Annotated in this window: 21 protein-coding genes; 4 read left to right on the top strand and 17 right to left on the bottom strand. The window is 57.6% G+C overall.

Annotated features, from left to right (window positions below; translation table 11 throughout):
* Window positions 1-132: 132 nt before the first annotated feature.
* From hemG to pepQ, 4 genes are read right to left on the bottom strand one after another with little or no spacing between them, the layout of a single operon-like run.
* Window positions 133-666, bottom strand: a complete 534-nt coding sequence (gene hemG / locus RT657_RS17375; protein WP_313655953.1) for a menaquinone-dependent protoporphyrinogen IX dehydrogenase — start codon at window positions 664-666, stop codon at window positions 133-135.
* Window positions 667-683: 17 nt separating this feature from the next.
* Entirely contained in the window at window positions 684-2,135 is a 1,452-nt protein-coding gene (gene trkH / locus RT657_RS17370) for a Trk system potassium transporter TrkH (RefSeq protein ID WP_313655952.1), read from the bottom strand.
* A gap of 32 nt (window positions 2,136-2,167) precedes the next feature.
* Entirely contained in the window at window positions 2,168-2,785 is a 618-nt protein-coding gene (locus RT657_RS17365; RefSeq protein ID WP_128086374.1) for an IMPACT family protein, read from the bottom strand.
* 1 nt (window position 2,786) lies between these two features.
* Window positions 2,787-4,118 (bottom strand): Xaa-Pro dipeptidase, encoded by a 1,332-nt coding sequence (gene pepQ / locus RT657_RS17360; protein WP_313655950.1) that lies wholly within the window; start codon window positions 4,116-4,118, stop codon window positions 2,787-2,789.
* A gap of 186 nt (window positions 4,119-4,304) precedes the next feature.
* Between pepQ and fadB the strand changes: the two genes are divergently transcribed.
* Together fadB and fadA are read left to right on the top strand one after the other, a co-directional pair.
* Entirely contained in the window at window positions 4,305-6,488 is a 2,184-nt protein-coding gene (gene fadB / locus RT657_RS17355) for a fatty acid oxidation complex subunit alpha FadB (protein WP_313655948.1), read from the top strand.
* Between the two features lie 10 nt (window positions 6,489-6,498).
* Window positions 6,499-7,662, top strand: coding sequence for an acetyl-CoA C-acyltransferase FadA (gene fadA / locus RT657_RS17350; protein WP_313655947.1), 1,164 nt, complete (start codon window positions 6,499-6,501; stop codon window positions 7,660-7,662).
* Between the two features lie 79 nt (window positions 7,663-7,741).
* Here the strand turns inward: fadA and fre are convergent, their stop codons facing one another.
* Complete coding sequence (gene fre, locus RT657_RS17345; RefSeq protein ID WP_313655946.1) at window positions 7,742-8,443, bottom strand: NAD(P)H-flavin reductase; 702 nt, start codon at window positions 8,441-8,443, stop codon at window positions 7,742-7,744.
* A gap of 41 nt (window positions 8,444-8,484) precedes the next feature.
* Window positions 8,485-9,969: a 4-hydroxy-3-polyprenylbenzoate decarboxylase gene (gene ubiD / locus RT657_RS17340; protein ID WP_111139741.1), complete on the bottom strand. Its 1,485-nt coding sequence runs from the start codon at window positions 9,967-9,969 to the stop codon at window positions 8,485-8,487.
* A 269-nt stretch (window positions 9,970-10,238) separates the two neighbouring features.
* Between ubiD and rfaH the strand changes: the two genes are divergently transcribed.
* The gene (gene rfaH, locus RT657_RS17335) at window positions 10,239-10,727 is read left to right on the top strand and encodes a transcription/translation regulatory transformer protein RfaH (protein WP_313655945.1); all 489 of its coding nucleotides are present in this window, start codon (window positions 10,239-10,241) and stop codon (window positions 10,725-10,727) included.
* Here rfaH and tatD read toward each other — a convergent pair.
* The 10 genes from tatD to udp all read right to left on the bottom strand — a co-directional run bounded on the left by tatD (window position 10,724) and on the right by udp (window position 20,176).
* A complete protein-coding gene (gene tatD, locus RT657_RS17330; protein ID WP_313655944.1) occupies window positions 10,724-11,506 on the bottom strand; it encodes a 3'-5' ssDNA/RNA exonuclease TatD in 783 nt (260 codons plus the stop codon). The genes rfaH and tatD overlap by 4 nt on opposite strands.
* Window positions 11,507-11,596: 90 nt before the next feature.
* Window positions 11,597-12,355, bottom strand: a complete 759-nt coding sequence (gene tatC, locus RT657_RS17325; RefSeq protein WP_313655943.1) for a Sec-independent protein translocase subunit TatC — start codon at window positions 12,353-12,355, stop codon at window positions 11,597-11,599.
* Window positions 12,355-13,020 carry a Sec-independent protein translocase protein TatB gene (tatB, locus tag RT657_RS17320; RefSeq protein WP_313655942.1) on the bottom strand — a complete coding sequence of 222 codons (666 nt, stop codon included), beginning with the start codon at window positions 13,018-13,020 and terminating at the stop codon, window positions 12,355-12,357. The genes tatC and tatB overlap by 1 nt, the downstream gene beginning before the upstream one ends.
* Before the next feature lie 3 nt (window positions 13,021-13,023).
* A complete protein-coding gene (tatA, locus tag RT657_RS17315) occupies window positions 13,024-13,278 on the bottom strand; it encodes a twin-arginine translocase TatA/TatE family subunit (RefSeq protein ID WP_313655941.1) in 255 nt (84 codons plus the stop codon).
* A gap of 109 nt (window positions 13,279-13,387) precedes the next feature.
* Window positions 13,388-15,025, bottom strand: coding sequence for a ubiquinone biosynthesis regulatory protein kinase UbiB (gene ubiB / locus RT657_RS17310; protein ID WP_313655940.1), 1,638 nt, complete (start codon window positions 15,023-15,025; stop codon window positions 13,388-13,390).
* Entirely contained in the window at window positions 15,022-15,627 is a 606-nt protein-coding gene (locus RT657_RS17305; RefSeq protein ID WP_313655939.1) for an SCP2 domain-containing protein, read from the bottom strand. Before RT657_RS17305 ends, ubiB begins: the two co-directional genes overlap by 4 nt.
* 11 nt (window positions 15,628-15,638) lie before the next feature.
* The gene (ubiE, locus tag RT657_RS17300) at window positions 15,639-16,397 is read right to left on the bottom strand and encodes a bifunctional demethylmenaquinone methyltransferase/2-methoxy-6-polyprenyl-1,4-benzoquinol methylase UbiE (protein WP_008926452.1); all 759 of its coding nucleotides are present in this window, start codon (window positions 16,395-16,397) and stop codon (window positions 15,639-15,641) included.
* Between the two features lie 75 nt (window positions 16,398-16,472).
* A complete protein-coding gene (rmuC, locus tag RT657_RS17295) occupies window positions 16,473-17,972 on the bottom strand; it encodes a DNA recombination protein RmuC (protein ID WP_313655938.1) in 1,500 nt (499 codons plus the stop codon).
* An 84-nt stretch (window positions 17,973-18,056) separates the two neighbouring features.
* Window positions 18,057-19,325 carry a tetratricopeptide repeat protein gene (locus RT657_RS17290; RefSeq protein WP_313655937.1) on the bottom strand — a complete coding sequence of 423 codons (1,269 nt, stop codon included), beginning with the start codon at window positions 19,323-19,325 and terminating at the stop codon, window positions 18,057-18,059.
* Between the two features lie 89 nt (window positions 19,326-19,414).
* Window positions 19,415-20,176 carry a uridine phosphorylase gene (udp, locus tag RT657_RS17285; RefSeq protein WP_313655935.1) on the bottom strand — a complete coding sequence of 254 codons (762 nt, stop codon included), beginning with the start codon at window positions 20,174-20,176 and terminating at the stop codon, window positions 19,415-19,417.
* 302 nt (window positions 20,177-20,478) lie between these two features.
* Here udp and RT657_RS17280 point away from each other — a divergent pair, with 302 nt between their 5' ends.
* Window positions 20,479-21,312, top strand: a complete 834-nt coding sequence (locus tag RT657_RS17280; RefSeq protein ID WP_313655934.1) for a dienelactone hydrolase family protein — start codon at window positions 20,479-20,481, stop codon at window positions 21,310-21,312.
* 50 nt (window positions 21,313-21,362) lie between these two features.
* Here RT657_RS17280 and metE read toward each other — a convergent pair whose 3' ends face one another.
* Window positions 21,363-23,633: a 5-methyltetrahydropteroyltriglutamate--homocysteine S-methyltransferase gene (metE, locus tag RT657_RS17275; RefSeq protein WP_313655933.1), complete on the bottom strand. Its 2,271-nt coding sequence runs from the start codon at window positions 23,631-23,633 to the stop codon at window positions 21,363-21,365.
* Between the last annotated feature and the right edge of the window lie 84 nt (window positions 23,634-23,717).

Below are 23,717 nucleotides of genomic sequence, written 5' to 3'. Positions count from 1 at the left end.
TCTCAGCGCGTTTCCCGTTGCCGGTGTGCCGTGTTGATGGAGGCGCATTATAGGGCGTTCGCGCGGCCTGACAAGCGTTTATTGCAAAAAGATTACCGTTCGAAGTAATTTTCATCAAATCGCGTTATTTCGCTACGATTTGCCTGGTAACTGTGCAAATTGCTGAGCAAAAGCACGGACCTGCGCCCAGTCTGTGTACTCGACTTCTTTCGTCGAATCAGTTTCTCCACCGGTCATCCGCATAATCAGCTGAATCATGACACGATCAAACCAGCGATAGCGCGGATAGTAGAGCGCTCCGGCAAATACGGCGCAGCAATCGGGCTGCCACGGCGACGCCGCCAGGAACTTCCGGGTATAGGCATTCGTCTCGGGAGAACGCTTCTCCGGTTTACGTGCCGTCAGGTTAACGGAGAAGAATCCGCTGGTACGCTGCTGTAGCGCCTGAAGATGTTGCTTCACAAAGGTGTCGACGGTCGGCTGAAAATGACCGTAGCGGATGGAGGCGCCGATCAGCACGCGATCGTAGTCTGCCCAAACAGGCTGAGGCCCATCCTGAATGTTCATCAGGTCACAGGGTTGCTGCTGACGGATCGTTTCAGCAAGCGAAGAGGCAATTTTCTGCGTTTGTCCGTCACGGGTCGAATAGAGAATCAGTGCTTTCATTTCAGCATCCTTATTTATTATTCACGCCAGAAGGTCGGTGTGAACAGCACCAGCAAGGTGAATACCTCGAGGCGTCCAAATAACATAGTTGAGATCAGTATCCATTTCGCTACGTCATTCATCGAAGTGAAGTTATCAGCGACTACCCCTAAGCCTGGCCCGAGGTTGTTCAGGGTGGCGGCGACGGCGGCAAACGCCGAGAAGTCGTCGACGCCCGTAGCAATGATCGCCAGCATACTGACCAGAAACACCAGCGCATAGGCCGAGAAGAATCCCCATACGGCTTCGAGGATACGCTCCGGCAGCGCACGATTGCCCAGCTTAATGGTGTAGACCGCATTCGGGTGAACCAGACGTTTAAGTTCACGGTTGCCCTGCTTGCACAGCAGCAGGATGCGGATCACCTTCAGGCCACCGCCGGTAGAACCGGCACATCCGCCGATAAAGGCAGAGCACAACAGCAGAACCGGCAGGAACAGCGGCCAGCGTGAGATGCTGTCGGTAGTGAATCCCGCCGTTGTGGCCATGGAAACCACCTGGAAAAAAGCCTGGTTCAGCGTTTGCCAGCCATCTGAGTACACATTATGGAACCAGAGCACCAGCGTACAGATCAGCACCAGCGTCAGCTGCACACCAATAAACATACGGAACTCCGGATCGCGCCAGTAGACACGCGGATTACGTCCGCTGAGCATGGCAAAGTGCAGGCCGTAGTTACAGCCTGAGATCAGCAGAAACACCGCCACAATCGTGTTGATCGTGCCACTGTTAAAATAGCCGATGCTGGCATCGTGGGTTGAGAAGCCGCCGATAGCGATGGTTGAGAAACTGTGGCCGATGGCATCAAACGCCGGCATACCTGCCAGCCATAACGCCAGCGCACAGGCGACCGTCAGCAGAACGTAAATCAGCCAGAGGGTTTTAGCCGTTTCAGCAATTCGCGGCCGCATCTTATTATCCTTTAACGGCCCCGGCATCTCAGCACGATAGAGCTGCATGCCGCCGACGCCCAGAATCGGCAGAATCGCCACCGCTAACACGATGATCCCCATCCCGCCCAGCCACTGCAGCATCTGCCGGTAGAAGAGAATCGCTTTAGGCAGCGAGTCCAGTCCCACCAGCGTCGTGGCGCCGGTGGTCGTCAGGCCCGAGAACGATTCAAAGAACGCATCCGTCACCGAAAGATGTGGCTGCTCGGCAAAAATAAAGGGCATTGCCCCTACGCTGCCCAGCACCGTCCAGAACAGCACAACGATCAGAAACCCTTCCCGCGGCTTAAGCTCGGTTTTCTTTTTGCGGTTCGGCCACCACAGCAGCGAGCCGATCACCAGCGCCATCATAAAGGTCTGGCTGAACGCCCGCCCTGCGCCATCGCGATAGATCAATGCGACCAGGCCAGGCAAAATCATCGTCACTGAGAAGAGGATGACCAGCAGACCGACGATACGGGTAATGGCGCGAAAGTGCATTCAGCCGTTCCTTTAAATAAAAGAGATGAAGATCAGGGTGTGAGCGGGATAAGCGATAAGGCTCCCCGGCTAAAGTCTGACAGATTTTGTTTGAAACCGTCGATCTGCCCGTAGGGTACGGCCAGCGTCAACGCAATACGATCCTGATAGTCGCTCTCTGTCACCTTAGCGTCGAAACGCTGTACCAGTCGTTCGATATCACTCAGCTGCGGATAATCGCATTGCAGAGTAAAGTATTTCATCGGCACCTTGCGCTGTCGTGGCAACTGCTTAAGGCCCTGCTGAACGCCGCCGCCATAGGCTTTCACTAAGCCGCCGGTTCCCAGCATGATGCCGCCGTAATAGCGCACCACCACGGCAGTAATCTCACCAATACCGGCGCCCATCAGCTGCGCCAGCATCGGCTTCCCCGCCGTGCCTGACGGCTCACCATCATCAGAGAAACCGAGCTGCTGAGAATCATCCGGCGCGCCCGCGACCCAGGCCCAGCAGTGATGCCGGGCGGTGGGATGCTCGCTTTTCACCTGCTGAACAAAAGCACGCGCCGCCTCTGCGCCCTCGGTGTGCGCCAGCAGCGTAATGAAGCGACTCTTTTTAATCGTCTCTTCGCTGCTGCTCACTGGCACAGCGGGAATATCAAAGGCCTCCATATCAGGCCAGATGCAGATCGCGGGTCATGTTCTCAACGCGGTGCGCATGGATCACCACATTATCCTCGATGCGAATGCCGCCATAAGGCCGAAGCGCATCGATCGCCTGCCAGTTAAAGTGCTGACTGAAACGCCCTTCGCGCAGCGGTGCCAGAAGTGAGTCAATAATATAGAAGCCCGGCTCAATGGTTAACACCATGCCCGGTTGCAGTACGCGCGTGCAGCGAAGATAAGGATACTGCGCAGGCGCAGCCAGATGGGTGCCCTGCTCATCCTGCATGAAACCGGCCACATCGTGTACCTGCAGACCCAGAGGATGCCCCAGACCGTGCGGCATAAACGGCCCGGTCAGATCTTCAGCCACCAGCGCCTCTTCACTGATTCCACGAACCAGCTCGAACTTAAGCAACATCTTCGCAATACGATGGTGCATCTGGAGATGATAATCGGTGTAACGCACGCCGGGTTTCAGCGTGGCAATCAGCGCCAGCTCTTCAGCATTCATCGCCTCCACCATTCTCGCATAGAGGGAACTGCTCTGCGCGGCATAGCTGCGGGTCAGATCGGCGGCATAGCCCAGATACTCGGCGCCGGCGTCAATCAGAAAGCTGTGGCGCTTCGCAGGCGGCTGATGATCCAGTCGGGTGTAGTGCAGCACCGCGGCATGTTCATTCAGCGCAATGATGTTGCCGTAGGGCACATCGGTATCGCGGTGTCCGGTTGCAGTCAGGTAGGCCTGATTGATGTCGAACTCGCTCAAACCCGCCGAAAAGGCCTCTTTCGCTGCCCGATGGCCCGCAACGGCCAGCTTCTGCGCCTGGCGCATACAGGCCAGCTCATAATCTGTTTTGATGCTGCGGTGGAAGTGCAGGAAGTCGATAACCGCTTTGGGGTTGATATTGCCCGAAGCGATGCCGAGCTGGGTGGCGCGCGCACTGACCGGGCCGATATAGGCGACGTTGTCGCGCTGCGCAGGCAGCAACTGCCCGATCTCATCCGCATTTTTCAGGCCGATAACCTCGACATCGCCGGTCCAGAAGCTCTCCGGCAGCGGCTCGACGTTATGCCAGTAATCCACCGGCGAGTAGAACCAGAGTTTCGGTTTGTTCACCCCGTCGATCCATAACCAGCAGTTTGGAACCTGCGTCACCGGAACCCAGGCTTTGAACTGGGGGTTCACCTTAAAGGGGTAGGTGTGATCATCCAGAAACACCGTCAACAGCTCACCGGAATGGATCAACATCGCATCCAGTTTATTGCGTGCCAGCACCTGCTGCGCCCGTTGTTGCAACGTGGCGATATGCGCGTGATACAAGGTCTTCAGTGAATCCATTGCCGTCTCTCCAGTGTCGCGAAATGGCCGCAGTTTAGCACACCCCTTGCACAGATGACGAAGCTGGCGCAGCTGTGATCTTGTTAGCAAATAAGCAAAGACTCGTTTGCAAAAGATTAACATCACTCCCACACTCACGATCATCTGGTATGACCAGATCACTTTTCGCGGTTTCAGGAGACGCACATGCTCTACCAAGGCGCTAACCTTACTCTTCACTGGCTGGACGATGGCATCGCCGAACTGGTTTTTGACGCTGCCGGCTCGGTCAACAAGCTTGATACGCAGACTGTCGCCAGTCTGGGCGAGGCGATCGCCGTACTGGAACAGCAGCCCGACCTGCGCGGCCTGCTGCTGAGCTCCGCTAAACCCGCCTTTATTGTCGGCGCGGATATCACCGAGTTTCTCTCGCTGTTTAATGCACCGACCGAAAAGCTGAGCCAGTGGCTGAGCTACGCCAACAGCATCTTTAACCGTCTGGAAGATCTGCCGGTGCCGACCCTGTGCGCCATTGACGGCTATGCACTGGGCGGAGGATGTGAATGCGTGCTGGCAACCGATCTGCGTATCGCCACCGCGGACGCCCGCATCGGTCTGCCGGAGACAAAACTCGGCATCATGCCAGGCTTTGGCGGCAGCGTCAGGTTGCCGCGCCTGCTGGGCGCCGATAGCGCGCTGGAGATCATCGCCGCAGGCAAAGATGTTGACGGGGCCGCAGCCCTTAAACTCGGTCTGGTCGACGCGGTCGTTACCCGTGAAAAACTGCACGAGGCGGGCATCACCATGCTCAAAGCCGCGGCCAGCGATGGCAGCTGGCGCGCGCGCCGCGCGCCTAAGCTGGCGCCGTTAAAACTCAGCCCGATCGAAGCGGCTATGAGTTTTACGATCGCCAAAGCGATGGTGATGCAGACTGCCGGTAAACACTATCCCGCGCCGCTGATGGCCGTGAAAACCATCGAAGCAGCAGCCACGCTGGGCCGTGACGACGCACTGAAACTTGAAACCGCCGCGTTTGTGCCGCTGGCGCAGTCTGATGAAGCGCGTGCCCTGGTCGGCATCTTTCTCAACGATCAATACGTCAAAAGTCTGGCGAAAAAGCGTGCCGCCGAAAGCGGCGCGCCCGCTCAGGCCGCGGTGCTGGGCGCAGGCATCATGGGAGGTGGCATCAGCTACCAGTCTGCGTGGAAAGGTGTGCCGGTCAGAATGAAAGACATTAATCCGCAGGCGTTAACGCTGGGGATGAACGAAGCCAGCAAGCTGCTCAATAAGCTGCTGGCGCGCGGCAAAATCGACGGTAATAAACTCGCCAGCGTGATCGCCACCATCCAGCCAACCCTGGACTACGCCGGTTTTGACCAGGCTGATGTGGTGGTTGAGGCGGTGGTAGAGAACCCGCAGGTCAAAGCCCGCGTGCTGGCTGAAACCGAAAAGCATCTGCGTGAGGATGCGATTCTCGCCTCTAATACCTCCACGATCCCGATCAGCCAGCTGGCTCAGGCGTTGCAGCGCCCGGAAAACTTCTGTGGCATGCACTTCTTTAATCCGGTGCCGCGTATGCCGCTGGTTGAAGTGGTGCGCGGCGAGAAAACCAGCGAAGCGACGCTGAGTAAAGTGGTGGCCTGGGCCAGCCGGATGGGAAAAACCCCGATTGTGGTCAATGACTGCCCCGGCTTCTTCGTTAACCGGGTGCTGTTCCCCTACTTCGCCGCGTTCAGCCTGCTGCTGCGCGACGGTGCCGACTTCCGTCAGATCGATAAGGTCATGGAAAAACAGTTCGGCTGGCCGATGGGACCATCCTGGCTGCTGGATGTGGTCGGCATTGATACCGCGCACCACGCGCAAAGCGTAATGGCTGAGGGTTTCCCGGATCGGATGAAGCATGATTACCGCGATGCAATCGACCTGCTGTTCGAAGCCGGGCGCTTTGGCCAGAAAAATGGCAAAGGCTTCTGGCGCTGGGAAGATGATAAAAAGGGCAAGCTGAAAAAAGTGTCAGATGCAGAGGTGGATACGCTGCTGCAGCAGGTCTGCCAGCCTGCACGGCTCTTCAGCGATGAAGAGATCCTGAACCGTATGATGCTGCCGATGCTGAATGAGGTCGTGCGCTGCCTGGAAGAGAAGATCATCGCTTCGCCTGCAGAAGCCGATATGGCGCTGGTTTACGGTCTCGGCTTCCCGCCTTTCCGTGGCGGGGCGTTCCGCTACCTCGATACGCTGGGCAACAGTAACGTCGTTGATCAGGCCCGGCGCTACAGCGCGCTCGGTGGCCTGTACGTCCTGCCCGCGCTGCTGGTACAGAAAGCCCATCAGCATGAAAGCTGGTATCCCGCCGCCAAACCGATTGACGAAGCCGCGCTGAAAAGCGCCTGAGGGCATAAAAATGGAAAATGTGGTGATTGTTGATGCGGTGCGTACGCCGATGGGCCGCTCAAAAGGCGGCGCCTTTCGTCATGTCCGTGCTGAAGATCTCTCCGCGCATCTGATGCGCGAAATCCTGAGCCGCAACCCGGCGGTGGATCCGGCATCGCTGGACGATATTGTCTGGGGCTGCGTTCAGCAGACGCTGGAACAGGGATTTAATATCGCGCGTAACGCCGCGCTGCTGGCCGAAATACCGCATTCGGTGCCGGCTACAACCGTTAACCGGTTATGTGGCTCCTCTATGCAGGCGCTGCACGACGCGGCCCGCACCATTATGGTCGGTGATGCGCAGTGCTGCCTGATTGGAGGCGTGGAGCACATGGGGCATGTGCCGATGAGTCACGGCGTCGACTTTCATCCCGGCCTGGGTCGCACCGTGGCAAAAGCGGCAGGCATGATGGGCCTGACCGCCGAAATGCTGGCGCGTATGCATCATATCAGCCGGGAGCAGCAGGATGCGTTCGCCCTGCGCTCGCATCAGCGCGCCTGGCAGGCGACGCAGCGCGGAGACTTTGCCAACGAAATTGTTGCGACTTATGGCCATGACAGCGACGGCATCCTTAAACGCTATACGTTCGATGAGGTGATCCGCGAGGAAACCAGCGCAGAAGGTCTCGCCGCACTGAAGCCGGCGTTTGATCCGGTGAATGGCACCGTGACAGCCGGTACCTCGTCGGCCTTGTCAGATGGGGCAGCCGCGATGCTGGTCATGAGCGAATCACGTGCCCGTGAACTGGGGCTGACACCCCGCGCCCGTATTCGCAGTATGGCAGTGACAGGCTGCGATCCGTCAATCATGGGCTACGGGCCGGTTCCGGCTAGTAAGCTGGCACTGAAACGGGCGGGACTGAAGGTCAGCGATATTGATGTCTTTGAGCTGAACGAAGCTTTTGCCGCGCAGACGCTGCCCTGCATCAAAGATCTGGGTCTGCTGGAAATAATGGATGAGAAGGTGAATCTGAACGGCGGCGCGATCGCCCTGGGCCATCCGCTCGGCTGCTCAGGCGCACGCATCAGTACGACGCTGCTGAATATTATGGAACGACGGGATGCCCGTTTTGGTCTGGCCACCATGTGTATCGGGCTGGGCCAGGGGATCGCCACCGTGTTCGAACGTCTGTAATACGTTGAGTCTTACTTTGTCAGATTTACCCGCCGTTACCGGCGGGTTTTTTCTGTCTGCAGCCGGCCGCTACCTGGCCTCAGATAAAGGCAAACGCATCGCCATACATCTGTGATTCCACGGCGCCGCGTTCGGCACAGAAGCGATCGCGGGCAATCTTCGCCATCTCAAAACGACCGGCGATATAGATTTCGTGCTCACTCAGCGTGCTGAAATCCTGCATCACTGCCGTCAGCACCGTACCTGAACGACCCTGCCAGCCCGCTTCAGGCTGCTCGACTACCGGAATGACTTTCAGATTCGGATGCTTCACCGCCAGCGCGTTCAGCTCATCCAGATCGTACAGATGCTTGAGTTCACGTCCGCCCCAGTAAATGGCGATATCGCGTTCAGGCTGTTCCGCCAGCGCCGTCAGCAGAATTGAACGGGCATAGGAGAAGCCGGTGCCGCCTGCAATCAGGATCAGCGGCTTGCTGCTCTCTTCGCGCAGCCAGGCATCGCCATGCGGGATGTCGACCGTGATCTGACGATCGTTGCGGATCCGATCCATGACAGCCATGGCGTAGAGATTGAGATCGGAGGCGCCGATATGCAGCTCGATGATCTCTTTTTCCATTGGCGTGGAGGCCAGTGAGAAGGGACGCTTGTCACGCTCATCCATCACTACCATCAGATACTGTCCCGCGCGAAAGGTGAATTCCGCTTCCGGGATCAGGCGAACGCGATAGACCGTGTCGGTAATCGCCTCAACCGAAGTTACTTTACAGCTTAACGTTGTCATGCGTTCCCTCTGTCGGGTCGTCTTTATGGTTGTGCTCGCCATCAACGCTGTGGCGGCTGATCAAAAATACCTAGCTCATCCCAGATAGCATCAATGCGCGCGGTCACCGCAGGATCCTTGACGATGGGGGTGCCCCATTCGCGCTGCGTTTCACCCGGCCACTTATTGGTCGCGTCCATCCCCATCTTCGATCCCAGTCCGGAGACGGGTGAAGCAAAATCGAGATAATCGATCGGGGTATTTTCCACTAATACCGTATCGCGGGCCGGATCCATTCGCGTCGTGATCGCCCAGATCACATCGTTCCAGTCACGCGCATTAACATCATCGTCACACACAATAACAAATTTGGTGTACATGAACTGCCGTAAAAACGACCAGACGCCAAACATGACACGTTTAGCGTGTCCTGCGTACTGCTTTTTGATGGTGACGACCGCCAGCCGGTATGAGCATCCTTCCGGCGGCAGATAGAAGTCCACGATTTCCGGGAACTGCTTCACCAGAATCGGCACCAGCACTTCGTTCAGCGCCACACCCAGCACAGCGGGCTCATCCGGTGGACGGCCTGTGTAGGTGGAGTGATAGATGGCCTGACGACGCTGCGTAATATGCGTGACGGTGAAGACCGGGAAGCTATCCACTTCATTGTAGTAGCCGGTATGGTCACCGTAAGGGCCTTCGGGCGCCATATCCCCCGCTTCGATATACCCTTCCAGCACGATTTCCGCGCTGGCGGGGACTTCGAGATTGTTCGACAGACATTTCACTACTTCGGTTTTATTACCGCGCAGCAGACCGGCGAAAGCATATTCTGACAGGGTATCCGGCACCGGCGTCACGGCGCCGAGAATAGTGGCGGGATCGGCACCCAGCGCCACAGACACCGGAAAACGCTCACCCGGATGCGCCTTTGTCCACTCCAGATAATCAAGCGCGCCGCCACGGTGCGACAGCCAGCGCATAATCAGCCGGTTTTTGCCAATCACCTGCTGGCGGTAGATGCCGAGATTCTGCCGCTCTTTGTGCGGTCCGCGCGTCACGGTCAGGCCCCAGGTAATCAGCGGAGCCGCATCGCCTGGCCAGCACCGCATCACCGGGATGCGCGTCAGATCGACCTCATCGCCGCTGAACACCACCTCCTGACAGGGTGCATTACGCAGTCGTTTGGTCGGCATATTCAGCACCTGCTTAAACTGCGGCATCTTGTCGAACAGATCGCGGAAGCCTCTTGGCGGCTCCGGCTCTTTCAGGAAAGCCAGCAGCTTACCCACTTCGCGCAGGGCGCTGACATCCTCCTGGCCCATGCCCATGGCTACGCGCTTTGGCGTACCAAACAGGTTGCACAGCACCGGCATGTCATACCCTTTCGGGTTTTCAAACAGCAGAGCGGGACCACCAGCGCGCAGGGTGCGGTCGGCAATTTCGGTCATCTCCAGTTCGGGATCGATCGACTGGGTAATGCGCTTTAGCTCTCCGCGCTGTTCGAGCAGCGCGAGAAAGTCTCTTAAATCGTGATATTTCATGCGGCTTTAACTTTCCGGCCAGAGTGAATCGGCCATTATAGGTCTGATTAGGCGGAGATGCTGAGGTTTATACGACAGCCGCCGTGATGGATACTGAGTCTGATACAGCGCGGTGGCAGACGTCAATTTCCCGTCGCCATTTCTGCCGCGATCCGGCAGGTTAGGAAAAGTCTCAGTTTATTTTCGTCCGGGGGCGCTTTACGCTGCCCCTGCGCTATAACTCTGGCAGCAGGTTTGCTATTCTTAGCGTCCATTCGATGGGAGCAATTATGGAATCCTGGTACTTACTCTATTGCAAACGTGGACAGCTATTACGCGCGAAGGAGCATCTGGAGCGGCAGGAAGTGCATTGCCTCAGTCCGATGATCGCTCTGGAAAAGATTGTGCGCGGTAAACGCACCACGGTGAGTGAGCCCCTCTTTCCTAATTACCTGTTTATTGAATTCGATCCTGAAGCGATTCACACGACGACGATCAGCAGTACCCGTGGTGTCAGCCACTTTGTACGCTTCGGCACTGCGCCCGCTACGGTGCCGTCGGCGGTGATTGAAGCGCTGGAAACCGACGCCCCGCAAATCCTGCTGGATCCGGAAACCCCTCAAAGCGGCGATGAAGTGGTGATCACCGAAGGTACGTTTGAGGGGCTGCGCGCCATCTTTGCCGAACCGGATGGCGAAACGCGCTCTATTCTGTTGCTCAATCTGCTGAACAAGCAGGTGATGCGCAGCGTCGATAACAAGCAGTTCCGCAAGGTTTAAGCCAGTCTGAACAGCGTCCGCGCATTCTGATCGACGCGGGCCGCCAGCGCCTCAGCACTCTCGCCACGCCATGTCGCCACCTGATTCACAATATGCGGTAAAAAGCAGGGCTCGTTACGGCGCGAGGTCGGACGTGGGCGCATATCGCGCGGCAGCAGATAAGGAGCATCCGTCTCCAGCAGCAGGCGGTCGGCTGGAATCAGCGGCAGCAGCTCGCGCAGTTCCAGCCCCCGTCGTTCATCACATACCCAGCCCGTAATCCCTACCGATAAGCCCATCGCCAGACAGGCTTCCAGCTCATCGCGCGTGCCGGTAAAGCAGTGGATCACCGCGCCCGGCAGTTTTGGCAGCCAGGGCGCCAGGACTGCAGCGAAACGCGCATGGGCTTCGCGACAGTGCAGAAACACCGGCATATTAAGTTCTGCCGCCAGCGCCAGCTGCGCGTCAAAGGCATACTCCTGCTGTTCATGAGCGGAGAGATTGCGGTTGAAATCGAGTCCGCACTCACCAATGGCTACCACTTCCGGTTTTTCTGCCAGACGGCGCAGGGTACTGGCAATCTCCGTGGACCACTCGCTGGCGTGATGCGGATGAACGCCCGCAGTAGACCAGCAGAAGCCCGGTTGATCTTCAGCCAGTCGCTGAGCCTGCTGGCTCTCCAGCGCATTAGTGCCGGTAATCAGCATGCCGGTGACGCCCGCATCACGCGCGCGTTTAACCACCTTTTGCCGATCGGCGGCGAATTGCGTGCTGGTCAGGTTTACACCGATATCAAACATAATTTTTCCCACAGTTTTTAAAACAAAAAACCGCCCATCAGGGCGGTTTGGAGCGTTCGCTTCCCGCCTGGGCGGGTAAGACTGGCCGCGTCAGGAGTCGGTGTTCTCTTCCTCATCCTGCAAGCGGCGGCCTTTACCCACGTAGTAACGGGAAAAGAATACGCCGACTTCAAACAGGCAGTACATCGGAATAGCGAGCAAAGTTTGGGAAAAAACATCCGGTGGTGTGAGCAACATCCCAACGACAAATGCACCTACCAGAATATAGGGACGTTTCTTTTTCAGATCTTCCGGACTGGTAATGCCGGTCCAGCAGAGCAGCACGATCGCCACTGGCACCTCAAACGCCACACCAAAGGCCATAAACAGCGTCATGACAAAATCGAGGTACTTAGCAATATCTGTCGCAACGGTGACGCCAATTGGTGCGGTCTTGGTGAAGAAGCTAAATGCCAGCGGGAAGACCACGAAATAGGCAAAGGCCACGCCGAAGTAGAACAGGAAGGTGCTCGAAAACAGCAGCGGCATGACCAGCCTGCGTTCATGCCGGTATAGCGCCGGCGCGATAAAGGCCCAGACCTGATAAAGGATCACCGGTACCGCAAGAAACACCGACACAATAATGGTCAGCTTAATCGGGGTGAAAAAAGGCGAAGCCACATCGGTCGCGATCATGCTGGAACCGACCGGCATCTGGCTGATTAACGGGGCCGCAATCAGCTGGTAGATGTCGTTGGCGAAGAAAACCAGCACCAGAAAAATAGCTAAGACGGCGATGATGCAGTTCAGTAATCGCTTACGCAGCTCAATCAGATGACTGATGAGCGGTTGGGTATCTTCAACGGCCATTATCGTTCATCACTTGCAGAAGAGGAGGATGCAGCATGACGCCCGGCGTCGGCTGTTCTGGCCACATCGTTTGCGGGGGCCTGGGCAGGTGCGCTGGCCACACCAGAAGAACCTGCAGAGGCGTGCGCAGCGGGACCGGAGAGCGCCGCAGCCGGTGCCTGCGCAGGTGCGCTGGCTGCACCGGAAGATCCCGCAGAAGCGTGCGCAGCGGGACCGGAGGGTGCCGCAGCCGGTGCCTGCGCAGGTGCGCTGGCCTGCTGTTCTGCCGTCGCCGGGGTCGCCACAGGCTCAGAAGCTGGCTGTGGGGCAACGTTGTGCCGGGCAGAATGGATGGTGTTAGCCTCGTCTTCCTCTTTTTCAATGTCGATGCTCTGACTGACCGAGCGTTTCATTGAATCCGCAGTTTTACGCAGCTCTTCCATCGACTCTTTCAGCTCAGGGGAGAGTGTGCCCTGGCTCGCCTCTTCCACTTTTTTCAGGCTGTCCTGCAGCTCCTGCAGTTTCAGCTCCTGCGCCAGTTCATGTTGTACATTGGCTGCCAGCGAACGAATCGCCCGGATCCAGCCAACCACGGTTTTCACCGCAACCGGTAATCGTTGCGGGCCGAGAACAATCAGCCCGATAACGAACACCAAAACCAGTTCACTAAAACCAATATCGAACACGGTTTACACCTGCTTGTCGTTCTTGGTTTCTTCTTTATTAGCCGACGTGGGCTGTTTGTCTGCCAGTGTTTTAGCTGAAAAATCCGCGTCCTGATCTTTCGGCAGGTCCTTTTTGTCATCCTCATCACTCATGGCTTTTTTAAAACCACGAATTGACGAACCTAAATCTGACCCCAGATTACGTAACTTGTTAGTACCAAACAGAAGTACAACAATCACGGCAATGATTACCAATTGCCAGATACTGATACCGCCCATGAGATAGCCTCTGATGTTCTGTGAAAATGATGAGGTAATGCGCCACAGCGAGCCCTTTTTAACCGGGCCTGAACCAGCGACATTACCCTTTTTTAGCCGGACGTGACAATCAGTTTGTCTTACGCCAGCCAATAACCCAGGAGACGATTCCCGCCGCCATCAGCACCGCCGGGAAGAAGTCCCAGTCCGGCCTGGCGAGAAGAACCGCCGTTCCGCTTAACAGCAGTGTAGCCCCGACGCCAAACAGGTAACGTGCCTGATGATGACGGGCGCGCTGCACATTCAGATCGCCCACTAATTTATCGACGCTGTGACGCAGAAGTTTGTGCTGACGCATGCTGTCGTAAAAGAGTTCGGGTAGCTCGGGTAACTTTTCAGCCCAGAATGGGGCTTTCTCTTTAACCGCACGAACAAGTGCAGAAAGCCCTACCTGATCCTTAATCCACTCCTCCAGAAACGGCTTCGCGGTCTTCCACAGGTCAAGCTGTGGATAGAGCTGACGGCCAATCCCTTCTACGTAGAGCAACGTTTTCTGCAGCAGCACCAGCTGCGGCTGCACTTCCATGTTGAAGCGGCGGGCGGTGTTAAACAGGTTCAGCAGCACGTGCCCGAAGGAAATTTCAGCCAGCGGCTTTTCAAAAATGGGTTCACAGACGGTGCGAATCGCAAATTCGAAATCTTCCACGTTGGTATCGGGCGGCACCCAGCCGGAATCCACATGCAGCTCCGCGACTTTGCGGTAGTCGCGATTGAAGAAAGCGATAAAGTTTTCCGCCAGATAGCGTTTATCTTCTTTGTTCAGCGACCCTACAATTCCGCAGTCGATACCGATATATTGCGGATCTTCGGGATGCTCATAGCTGACAAAAATGTTGCCCGGATGCATGTCGGCATGGAAGAAACTATCGCGGAAAACCTGGGTGAAGAAGACCTGCACCCCACGCTCCGCCAGCAGCTTCATGTTCACACCATGCCGCTCCAGCGTCGCCACATCGGAAATCGGGATCCCGTAGATACGCTCCATGACCATCATAGTTTCACTGCAGTAGTCGGAATAGACTTCCGGTACATAGAGCATGCGGCTGTCTTCGAAATTTCTGCGCAGCTGAATCGCGTTGGCGGCTTCACGCAGCAGGTTCAGCTCATCCAGCAGGGTTTTCTCATAGTCGCGCACCACCTCAACCGGACGCAGACGACGGCCATCCGGCAGCAGGCGCGGCACCCAGCGAGCCAGACGATAGATCAGCTTCATGTCGGCTTTAATCACCGGCAGGATGTCAGGGCGAATCACTTTGATCACCACGGCCTTGCCGTTCGATTTCAGCGTGGCGGTGTGCACCTGTGCGATAGAGGCCGACGCCAGGGGTTTAATATCAAAATCGTCAAACCAGGTTTCAATCGGCGCGCCCATAGAGGCTTCAATCTGGGCTTTCGCTTTAACGCCATCGAAAGGCGCCACACGGTCCTGCAGGATAGCGAGCTGATCGGCAATCAGCGGCGGGAAGAGATCACGACGGGTCGACAGCATCTGGCCAAACTTGATCCAGACCGGCCCCAGTTGCTCCATCGCCATGCGCATACGGGCACCGACCGGTTCATGCTGATGCAGGTTCGGGATCCAGAAAACAGAACGACGCCACAGGCGGAACAGGAAAGTGAGGCGTGTCTGCGGGATCAGTTCATCAAGGCCGTAGGTCAGAAAGACCTTCATGATCAGATATAAGCGGCGGATCTCTCCAAAACTCATTTTGCCTCCAGCTGCGCCAGACGCGCATCAAGCGCCTCGAGCGAACGTTCCATCGCGTCGACCTCCTCAGAGAACCAGGCTAACTCCAGCGAGCCAGGCGCAACACGCCACTCTTCCGTGATGGCCTGTCCAAGATAGTCCTGGCGACGCTGCATTTCACCTTTGAAAAAGCGTAAAGCCTGTTGTGAGCGCTGACTGATGCCCTGCGCAGCGATATCGCCGACCCAGGGCGCCAGATATTCTGCCGGATCCAGCTCAGCCAGATCCATCAGTGCAGAGAACTGCTGCACGACCTGCAGATCGCCGTCGACCTGCAGCTCACCGCTGCGGATCAGCGGCGTCAGCTGCTGGCGATCGCGCAGCTTTGGCAGGGTTTTCAGCGACGTGATCACTGTACAGTCACTGCGGTCCTGCCAGTCAGCCAGAACATCAAGCTGCTGTTCACTGAACACCAGCACCAGCGGATGAGAGAACTCGTTCAGGCGCAGCGTCAGCACACGGCCGTTCAGGCGTTGCCGCGCTGATTTCAGGCCGCGATCGCGATAAAGAATACGGTTCAGCGCCGTTTCCAGACCTGCGGTAATCAGGGGCGTCAGGTTCATTACCATCTCACTCAGAACTTAAATCCACGATGCAGCGCCACGATGCCGCCGGTCATATTGGAGTAAGTGGTATTTTCAAAGCCGACATCGTTCATCATCGCTTTCAGTGTCTCCTGATCGGGATGCATACGGATCGATTCGGCCAGATAGCGGTAGCTCTCTGCATCCTGCGCCACCAGCTGTCCGATACGCGGCAGAATGTGGAATGAGTAGGCATCATACGCTTTGCTCAGCGGGTCCAGCACCGGCTTAGAGAACTCCAGCACCAGCAAACGTCCGCCTGGCTTAAGGACGCGGAACATCGAGGCCAGCGCCTTCTCTTTTTCCGTGACGTTACGCAGGCCAAAGGAGATGGTAATGCAGTCGAAATAGTTATCGGGGAAAGGCAGCGCTTCTGCGTTGGCTTGCACGTAACTGACGTTGCCAACCACGCCCTGATTGCGCAGCTTTTCGCGGCCCATCTTCAGCATCGAGCTGTTGATATCGGCCAGCACAACCTGACCCGTTTCGCCGACCAGACGCGAGAATTTCGCCGTCAGATCGCCGGTTCCGCCCGCCAGGTCCAGCACGCGCTGACCGCGACGTACGCCGCTGCTGTCAATGGTAAAACGCTTCCAGATACGATGGACGCCAAATGACATCAAATCGTTCATCAGGTCATATTTTGCGGCTACGGAGTGAAAAACGTCCGCGACTTTGTCCGCTTTTTCGCTTTTGGCGACCGTCTGAAAGCCAAAATGGGTGGTTTCCTGCTGTGATTCATCTGCCATCGGTTTTACCTGCTCCACAAACAATACTTCCCGAAGTGTATCAGAGTCACGGAAGTCAGGCACGTTGCGCCCATACTATTCGTGGAGGCGTCTCACACGCGACTCGTTCTCCTCCTCTTCCCTCGCCTCATCGGCCTCCTCCTCCAGCCGGTTTTCCGGCATGGCGCGTTCGGCCAGCTGCGGGTTGATAGGGCGTTTGATCTCTACGCCCAGCGCCCGGAATCCCTCGCTCTGCGCGATCAGGTTACCGCGCCCTTCTGCCAGTTTTTTCATCGCCTCGCGATAACTGTTCTGGGCCTTATCCAGGTTATGACCAATGCCGCTCATATCATCCACAAAGAGCCGCATCTTGTCGTAGAGCCGTGCCGCCCGGTCGGCAATGCGCTGGGCATTGCGGCTCTGGTGCTCATAGCGCCACAGATTATTGATCGTGCGCAGTGCCACCAGCAGTGTGGTGGGGCTGACCAGCATAATGTTCTGCTGAAGCGCCTCGCTAATCAGCTCAGGCTGTCGGTCTATCGCCAGCAGAAAAGCGGGTTCTACCGGAATAAACATCAGCACATAATCCAGCGATCGTAAGCCGGGCAGCTGCTGATAATCTTTCCGGCTCAGCAGGCGGATGTGTGCACGCATGGCACTGACATGCTCCTGGATTGCCTGCTCACGCGCGATCTCATCCTCTGCATTGAAATAGCGCTCGTAGGCCACCAGCGTCATCTTGGCGTCCACGACCACATCTTTGCCCTGCGGCAGGCGGACAATTACATCCGGCTGCATCCTGCCCTGCTGCTCTGACTGAATGCTGACCTGGGTTTCATATTCGTAGCCTTCCCGCAGTCCCGAGGCTTCCAGCACCCGGCTCAGCACCACTTCTCCCCAGTTTCCCTGGATTTTATTGTCGCCCTTCAGCGCTTTGGTCAGGTTAAGCGCCTCCTGCGCCATCTGCGCATTCAGCTGCTGCAGCTGGCGGATTTCATGAGTCAGGGTATGCCGTTCACGCGCCTCTGCGCCAAAACTTTCATGCACCTGCCGGCGGAAGCCATCCAGCTGCTCACGCAGCGGGCCAATCAGCCCGTTAAGGCTCTGGCGGTTCTGTTCGTCAACGCGACGGCCGCTGTTTTCGAAGATACGGTTGGCGAGGTTTTCAAACTGGGCGCTGAGACGCTGTTCGCTGTTGGTCAGCAGGCGCTGTTTCTCTTCTGCGGCGTAGCGGGTCTCTTCCAGACGGATGGTCACTTCGCGCAGCTCCGCTTCCTGTGCGCTGTTCACCTCCAGCTGATTGCGCAGTTCGCGATTAAGCTGCTCACTTTCATTACGCCAGTAGTCGAGCTGCTGCAGCCGTTCCGTGGCACCGCTCAGCGCGCCGTGAAGCTGACGCAGCTCCTGCTCACGCTGCAGCGCCTGCTGCTGAAGCTGATCGATCTGCTGCTGCTGACGCTGTTGCGCCTCCTCCAGCAGACGGCGTTCGGTCTGGAAACGGGCGACCTGATGACCGGCACGTAACTGTGCCAGCATCCAGCCGATCCCTGCCCCGGCAAGCGCCAGACAGGCGCTGATGATGATGTGCTGATCCATGATTTCCCCCGACTCAGGCTGCTGAGGGAAAAGGTAGAGTTGCACTGTATGAATGTCCAGATAATTTTACCGGGATTCAGCGCCTTAGAGAGCCGCTACCGACAGCCTGCCCGCCTGCCACTCTTCAATCAGAAAAAAGGGCATGGGTAGCCGCCACTCGCCCTTGCTGACCGGTGCCAGATAGTGCCAGGTCGTCTCTCCGGCGGTGATCGCGACGCGCTGGCGGCTGCCCTCCGCTGCCGCCGATTTGCCGGTCATACTGGCAAACCCGGCATTGCTGCCCACATGAAAATGGGGTGTCTGCCAGCGCACCGGCGCATGGTCAGGCCAGGGCCGGGCCTGGTGGAAATGGAAGAGTTCATCGTGGCTCAGGAGACTTTCCCGCACCGTTGGCCATAACGCCACTTTCAGGAAATACTGGTCGGTAAAGCGCTGGCTCCCCTGATACTGCGCGATGAAATCGCGCATCGCCTGCTCCACATGCCGGAAGACGCCGTGACAGCCGCCCCACATGCCCGCCAGCAGCAGTTCGGTATGAGAGAAGTAGTCACGCATGTGGTGGAACCAGTAAGGCGAGGCGAGCCAGGCGTTAACCGCGGCCGCTTCGCGCTCCGAGAGCAGCGAGTCGGCATCGCGCACGATAAAGCGCTTTACCTGCGGATCGTCGATCACCAGAAAACGCCACAGGGTCGGATAGAGCGTTTTCTCGTGCGACATGTCGATCAGCCTGACGTGCGGCTGATTCAGACGCTGCCAGACATGCTGCGGTACGCTGTCATCAAGATAGATACGGCAGGACCAGCCGGGATAGAGCGCCGGTGCCACTTCCACATTTTTAATCAGGGTTTCACAGTAGCGAGGCTGATCGCCATACAGACAGAAAGCGATAACGTTCTGCTCTGGCTGACTGAGATCGGCGGGTTCGGGCTGTGGGGCCGGAAATGCCGCGCGCTGCCCCTGGCTGAAACGCGCATCAGAACGCATCAGCGAGGCCAGCCCATACTGCGCCACCTCCTCGCGCCTGTTGAGCCAGCCACACACCTCGGTTAAGCCATCCAGCCAGGTTTCGGTGGCGGTGGCCTGCACCGCAGGCGGTGAATGAAGGATTTTCTGATAGGTTTTGTACGCTTTCGTGTGCTGGCCCAGACGCAGCAGGCAAAGGGCATAGTCGCTCAGCACCTGCATCTGATTCGGCATTGACCGCAGTACTTCTTCACAGCAGCGGGCAGCCAGCGCATAGTCGCCCTGTTGCATGGCGGCGCGGAAACGTTCAGCACTGCGTTCCAGCCGCGCGTTAAGTGCGGCCGGATTAACGCCAGGAGCAGGACGTCGGACAGGAAAGGTATGGCGCATAAACATCCTCGGGTCTGACTGATGTTACGCGCCGTTAATAACCAGCAGCCGATTTCTGAGCCCGGAAAACCGGCTGCCTGACGCGACCGTTACAGCAAGCGACGCGCCGCTTCGACCACAATCTTCACGGCGTCACTTTCTGTCTGCTTCATGGTGACCGCATCCGGGATCTCTTTCTGAGTACGGTTTACAATCACGCCTGCCACCATACCGGCTCGCAGGCCCTGGCTGGCGCACATGGTTAACAGTGTAGCGGATTCCATCTCATAGTTAAGGACGCCCATCTCCTGCCACTCTTTCATCGATCCTTTAAAGCGACTGACCACGCGCCCTGATACGGTGTCGTAGCGTTCCTGCCCCGGATAAAAGGTGTCTGACGAGGCGGTAATGCCGATGTGTGTCTTCGCACCACAGGCTTCTGCGGCGGCAACCAGGGCCGTGGTGCAGCTGAAATCAGCCACTGCCGGGAACTCCATCGGTGCGAAGTGCAGGCTGGCGCCATCCAGGCGAACCGACGCGGTGGTCACCAGCACATCGCCGACGTTGATATGAGGCTGGATTGCACCCGTGGTGCCGACGCGCAGGAAGGTCCGCACGCCAAGCTGCGCCAGCTCTTCAACCGCGATCGAGGTGGAAGGGCCACCGATGCCGGTTGAGCAGACGACGACGGGCTTCCCATCCAGTTTTGCCAGCCAGGAGGTAAATTCACGGTGCGAAGCGAGATGTGTGGCCTCTTCCATCAGCCCGGCAATTTTCTTCACGCGCTCCGGATCGCCTGGCACAATCGCCAGGGTAGCGCCCTGCAGGTCGGCTTTGGTCAGGCCCAGATGGAAAACGTCAGACTGTGTCATTTCAGACTCCTGTTAAGAAAAATTATCGTGCCACTTTACGTCAGCGCGCTGGATAAATATGTGACAGCTTTCACTTAAGAAAATGAAAGTTACATTTTTCAGAATACATATTGAGACTACTGTCACATAAATACATCTTCCCGGTCGGGACTGTGCTCAGCAGGGCTGTGTCGGCGTTAGCGCAATGTTAAAGAGTGGGAAGATTTTGTTCGTGGCTGATCCTGTGGCCCGGCACCTGGCGCACGCGGTTTAACGCCAGGCTATAGTTACCTGATTGCGCAAATGCTTGCACGGAGAGACTAATGAAACCCAGTGATAATATGGCACAAAAACCGGCGACGGACGGCTTTGCCCCTGCCGTGCAGCCCACCGCCGCTACCACCATCATGACCGACAGTCCGGCCATTCATGCGGGTGAAACCTCAGTGCCCAGCCAGGGCGAAAACATGCCAGCTTACTTCGCCAGACCGCAGGGCGCAGACGGTCCGCTGCCTGTGGTGCTGGTGGTGCAGGAGATCTTTGGTGTGCATGAACATATCCGGGACATCTGCCGCCGTCTGGCGCTGGAGGGCTATCTGGCTATCGCGCCTGAGCTCTATTTCCGCGAGGGCGATCCGTCGGAGTATCACGATATTCCGACGCTGTTCAGCGAACTGGTCAGCAAAGTGCCGGACAGCCAGGTGCTCTCCGACCTCGATCATGCCGCCAACTGGGCAGCACGTAATGGCGGAGATATCCGCCGCATGGGCATCACCGGTTTCTGCTGGGGCGGTCGCATCAGTTGGCTCTATGCCGCGCACAATCCCCAGCTGCGCGCTGCGGTCGCCTGGTATGGACGACTGACCGGAGAGCGCACGCTGAAGCAGCAAAAGCATCCGATTGATATTGCTGTGGATCTTAATGCGCCGGTGCTGGGCCTGTATGGCGGTCAGGATGAGGGGATTCCGCTGGAGAGTGTCGAGCAGATGCGTCAGGCGCTGCATGCCGCCAATGCCACCGCCGAGATTATCGTCTACCCCGAAGCGGGACACGCGTTTAACGCCGACTACCGGCCGAGCTACCATGCGGAATCTGCCCAGGATGGCTGGCAGCGGATGCTGGCCTGGTTCAGGCAGTATGGTGTCGCCTCACGATAAATAAAATACGGGCGCTTCTGCGCCCCTTTTTTCGGCCGTCAGACTTTCGGCTACGCCGTCTCTCCACGCAGTTTCTTCGCCGCCCGCACCATATTCGCCAGCGCCTGACGCGTTTCCGCCCAGCCGCGCGTTTTCAGACCACAGTCCGGGTTCACCCACAAACGTGCTGCCGGTATACGCTTCGCCGCTTTCAGCAGTAACGCCTCAATCTCCTCCACGCCGGGAATGTTGGGCGAGTGGATGTCATAAACGCCGGGACCGATCTCGTTCGGATAGTCAAAATGTTCAAACGACGCCAGCAGATCCATATCAGAACGCGCGGTTTCAATGGTAATGACATCCGCATCCAGCGCGGCGATCGCCGCCATGATGTCACTGAACTCGCAGTAACACATGTGGGTGTGAATCTGCGTTTCATCCCGCGCGACGCCGGCCGTCAGCCGGAAAGCTTCCACCGCCCAGTCCAGGTAGCGGGCCCAGGCAGAGTGCTGCAGCGGCAGACCTTCCCGCAGGGCAGGCTCATCAATCTGGATTATATTGATACCTGCATCCTGCAGATCCGCCACTTCATCCCGCAACGCCAGCGCGATCTGTTTCGCGAGGGTTTCCCGTGGCACATCTTCACGCGGGAATGACCAGCAGAGGATTGTGACCGGACCGGTCAGCATGCCTTTAACCGGTTTGTCGGTCAGCGACTGCGCATAGCGGGCCCATTCAACGGTGATCGGCTCCGGGCGACTGACATCGCCGATAATGACAGGCGGTTTTACACAGCGCGAACCGTAGCTCTGCACCCAGCCATTACGGGTAAAGGCAAAGCCCTCCAGATGCTCGCCAAAATACTCCACCATATCGTTACGTTCCGCTTCACCGTGCACCAGCACATCCAGCCCCAGCTGCTCCTGTTCGCGGATTGCCTGCCTGATATGCTCCGCGATGCCGGTGCGATAATGACTGCTGTCGAGACGCCCCTGCTTAAAGTCGAGGCGCAGGCTGCGAATCTCCGTGGTCTGAGGGAAAGAGCCGATGGTCGTCGTAGGCCAGGCAGGCAGGGCCAGTCGCTGATGCTGCAGGCGGCTTCGCACCGGCCAGACGCTCTGGCGTGCGCTCTGCTCTGGGGTAATGGCCTGCAGGCGCTGCGCCACCGCTGCATTATGCACACGACGGGAGTGCGCCCGGGCGCGAACCGGCGCACTCCAGGCGTCCAGTGACGCCGCATCGTTGCGGTTCAGCGCCTGACTCAGCAGCGACAGCTCAGCACACTTCTGCAGCGCAAAGGCCAGCCAGCTTCTGACCTCCTCATCCAGATGCGTTTCCGTGTTCAGGTCAATCGGGCTGTGCAGCAGAGAGCAGGAGGAGCCGATCCAGAGCAACGGACGCCGGCCGGCCAGCGGTTGCAGGCGATCAAACCAGCGACTCAGATCGGTGCGCCAGACGTTGCGTCCGTTGATCACGCCAAGCGACAGCAGCCAGCTGGCAGGCAAATGCTGATGCAGTTGCTCAATATCATCATTGCCATGAACCAGATCAACATGCAGCCCCTGCACCGGCAGCGTACGGATCACCTCAAGATTCTGGCCGATGCTGTCAAAATAGGTGGTCAGCAGGAGTCTGCAGTGGTCCTGCAGGGCCTCATAAGCCGGTTGAAAAGCGTCGCGCCACGCCTGCGGCAGCTCAAGGGCCAGCGCGGGTTCATCAATCTGGACCCACTCAATACCCCGTTTTGCCAGTTCCGCCAGCACCTGCTGATAAACGGGCAGGATCGCCGTCAGCAGCGACAGACGCTCAAACGGCTCACCTTTGACCTTGCCCAGCCACAGATAGGTCACCGGGCCCAGCAGCACCGGCTTGATGTTATGCCCCAGCGCCAGCGCCTCATCTACCTCGTCCAGCAGCTGCGTCCAACTCAGTGTAAAGGTCTGACCCCGGCTGAATTCCGGCACCATATAGTGATAGTTGGTGTTAAACCATTTGGTCATTTCGGCCGCCGCTGCGGGTTCACCGGAGGGCGCGCGCCCCCGGCCCAGGCGGAACAGCGTGTCGAGGTCAATCGTGCCTGATGGGTTCTGATGGCGTTCAGGCACATTGCCCAGCATCAGGCTGGTGCTCAGCACGTGATCATACCAGGCAAAATCCCCCACCGGCAGCAGATCCACGCCAGCTTCTTTCTGTTGCTGCCAGTGACGTGCACGCAGCTCGCGCCCCGTCGCCAGAAGCGCCTCCTGCGTGCTGTCGCCCGCCCAGTAACGCTCCAGTGCTTTTTTCAGTTCACGATGCAGGCCAATGCGGGGAAAACCGAGGGTATGATTGAGGATAGTCATGTACCAGTCTCCAGATAAAGGGTCAGGTTAGGTCAACCGGAAGTCAGTGATGTTTAGCCGTCCAGATGTTTACACTGCTATAAT

This window comes from Pantoea sp. (assembly GCF_032114055.1).
Classification (GTDB): domain Bacteria; phylum Pseudomonadota; class Gammaproteobacteria; order Enterobacterales; family Enterobacteriaceae; genus Pantoea.
Note: the sequence above shows the minus strand (reverse complement) of the source record. Positions and strands in the feature narration are given on the sequence as shown.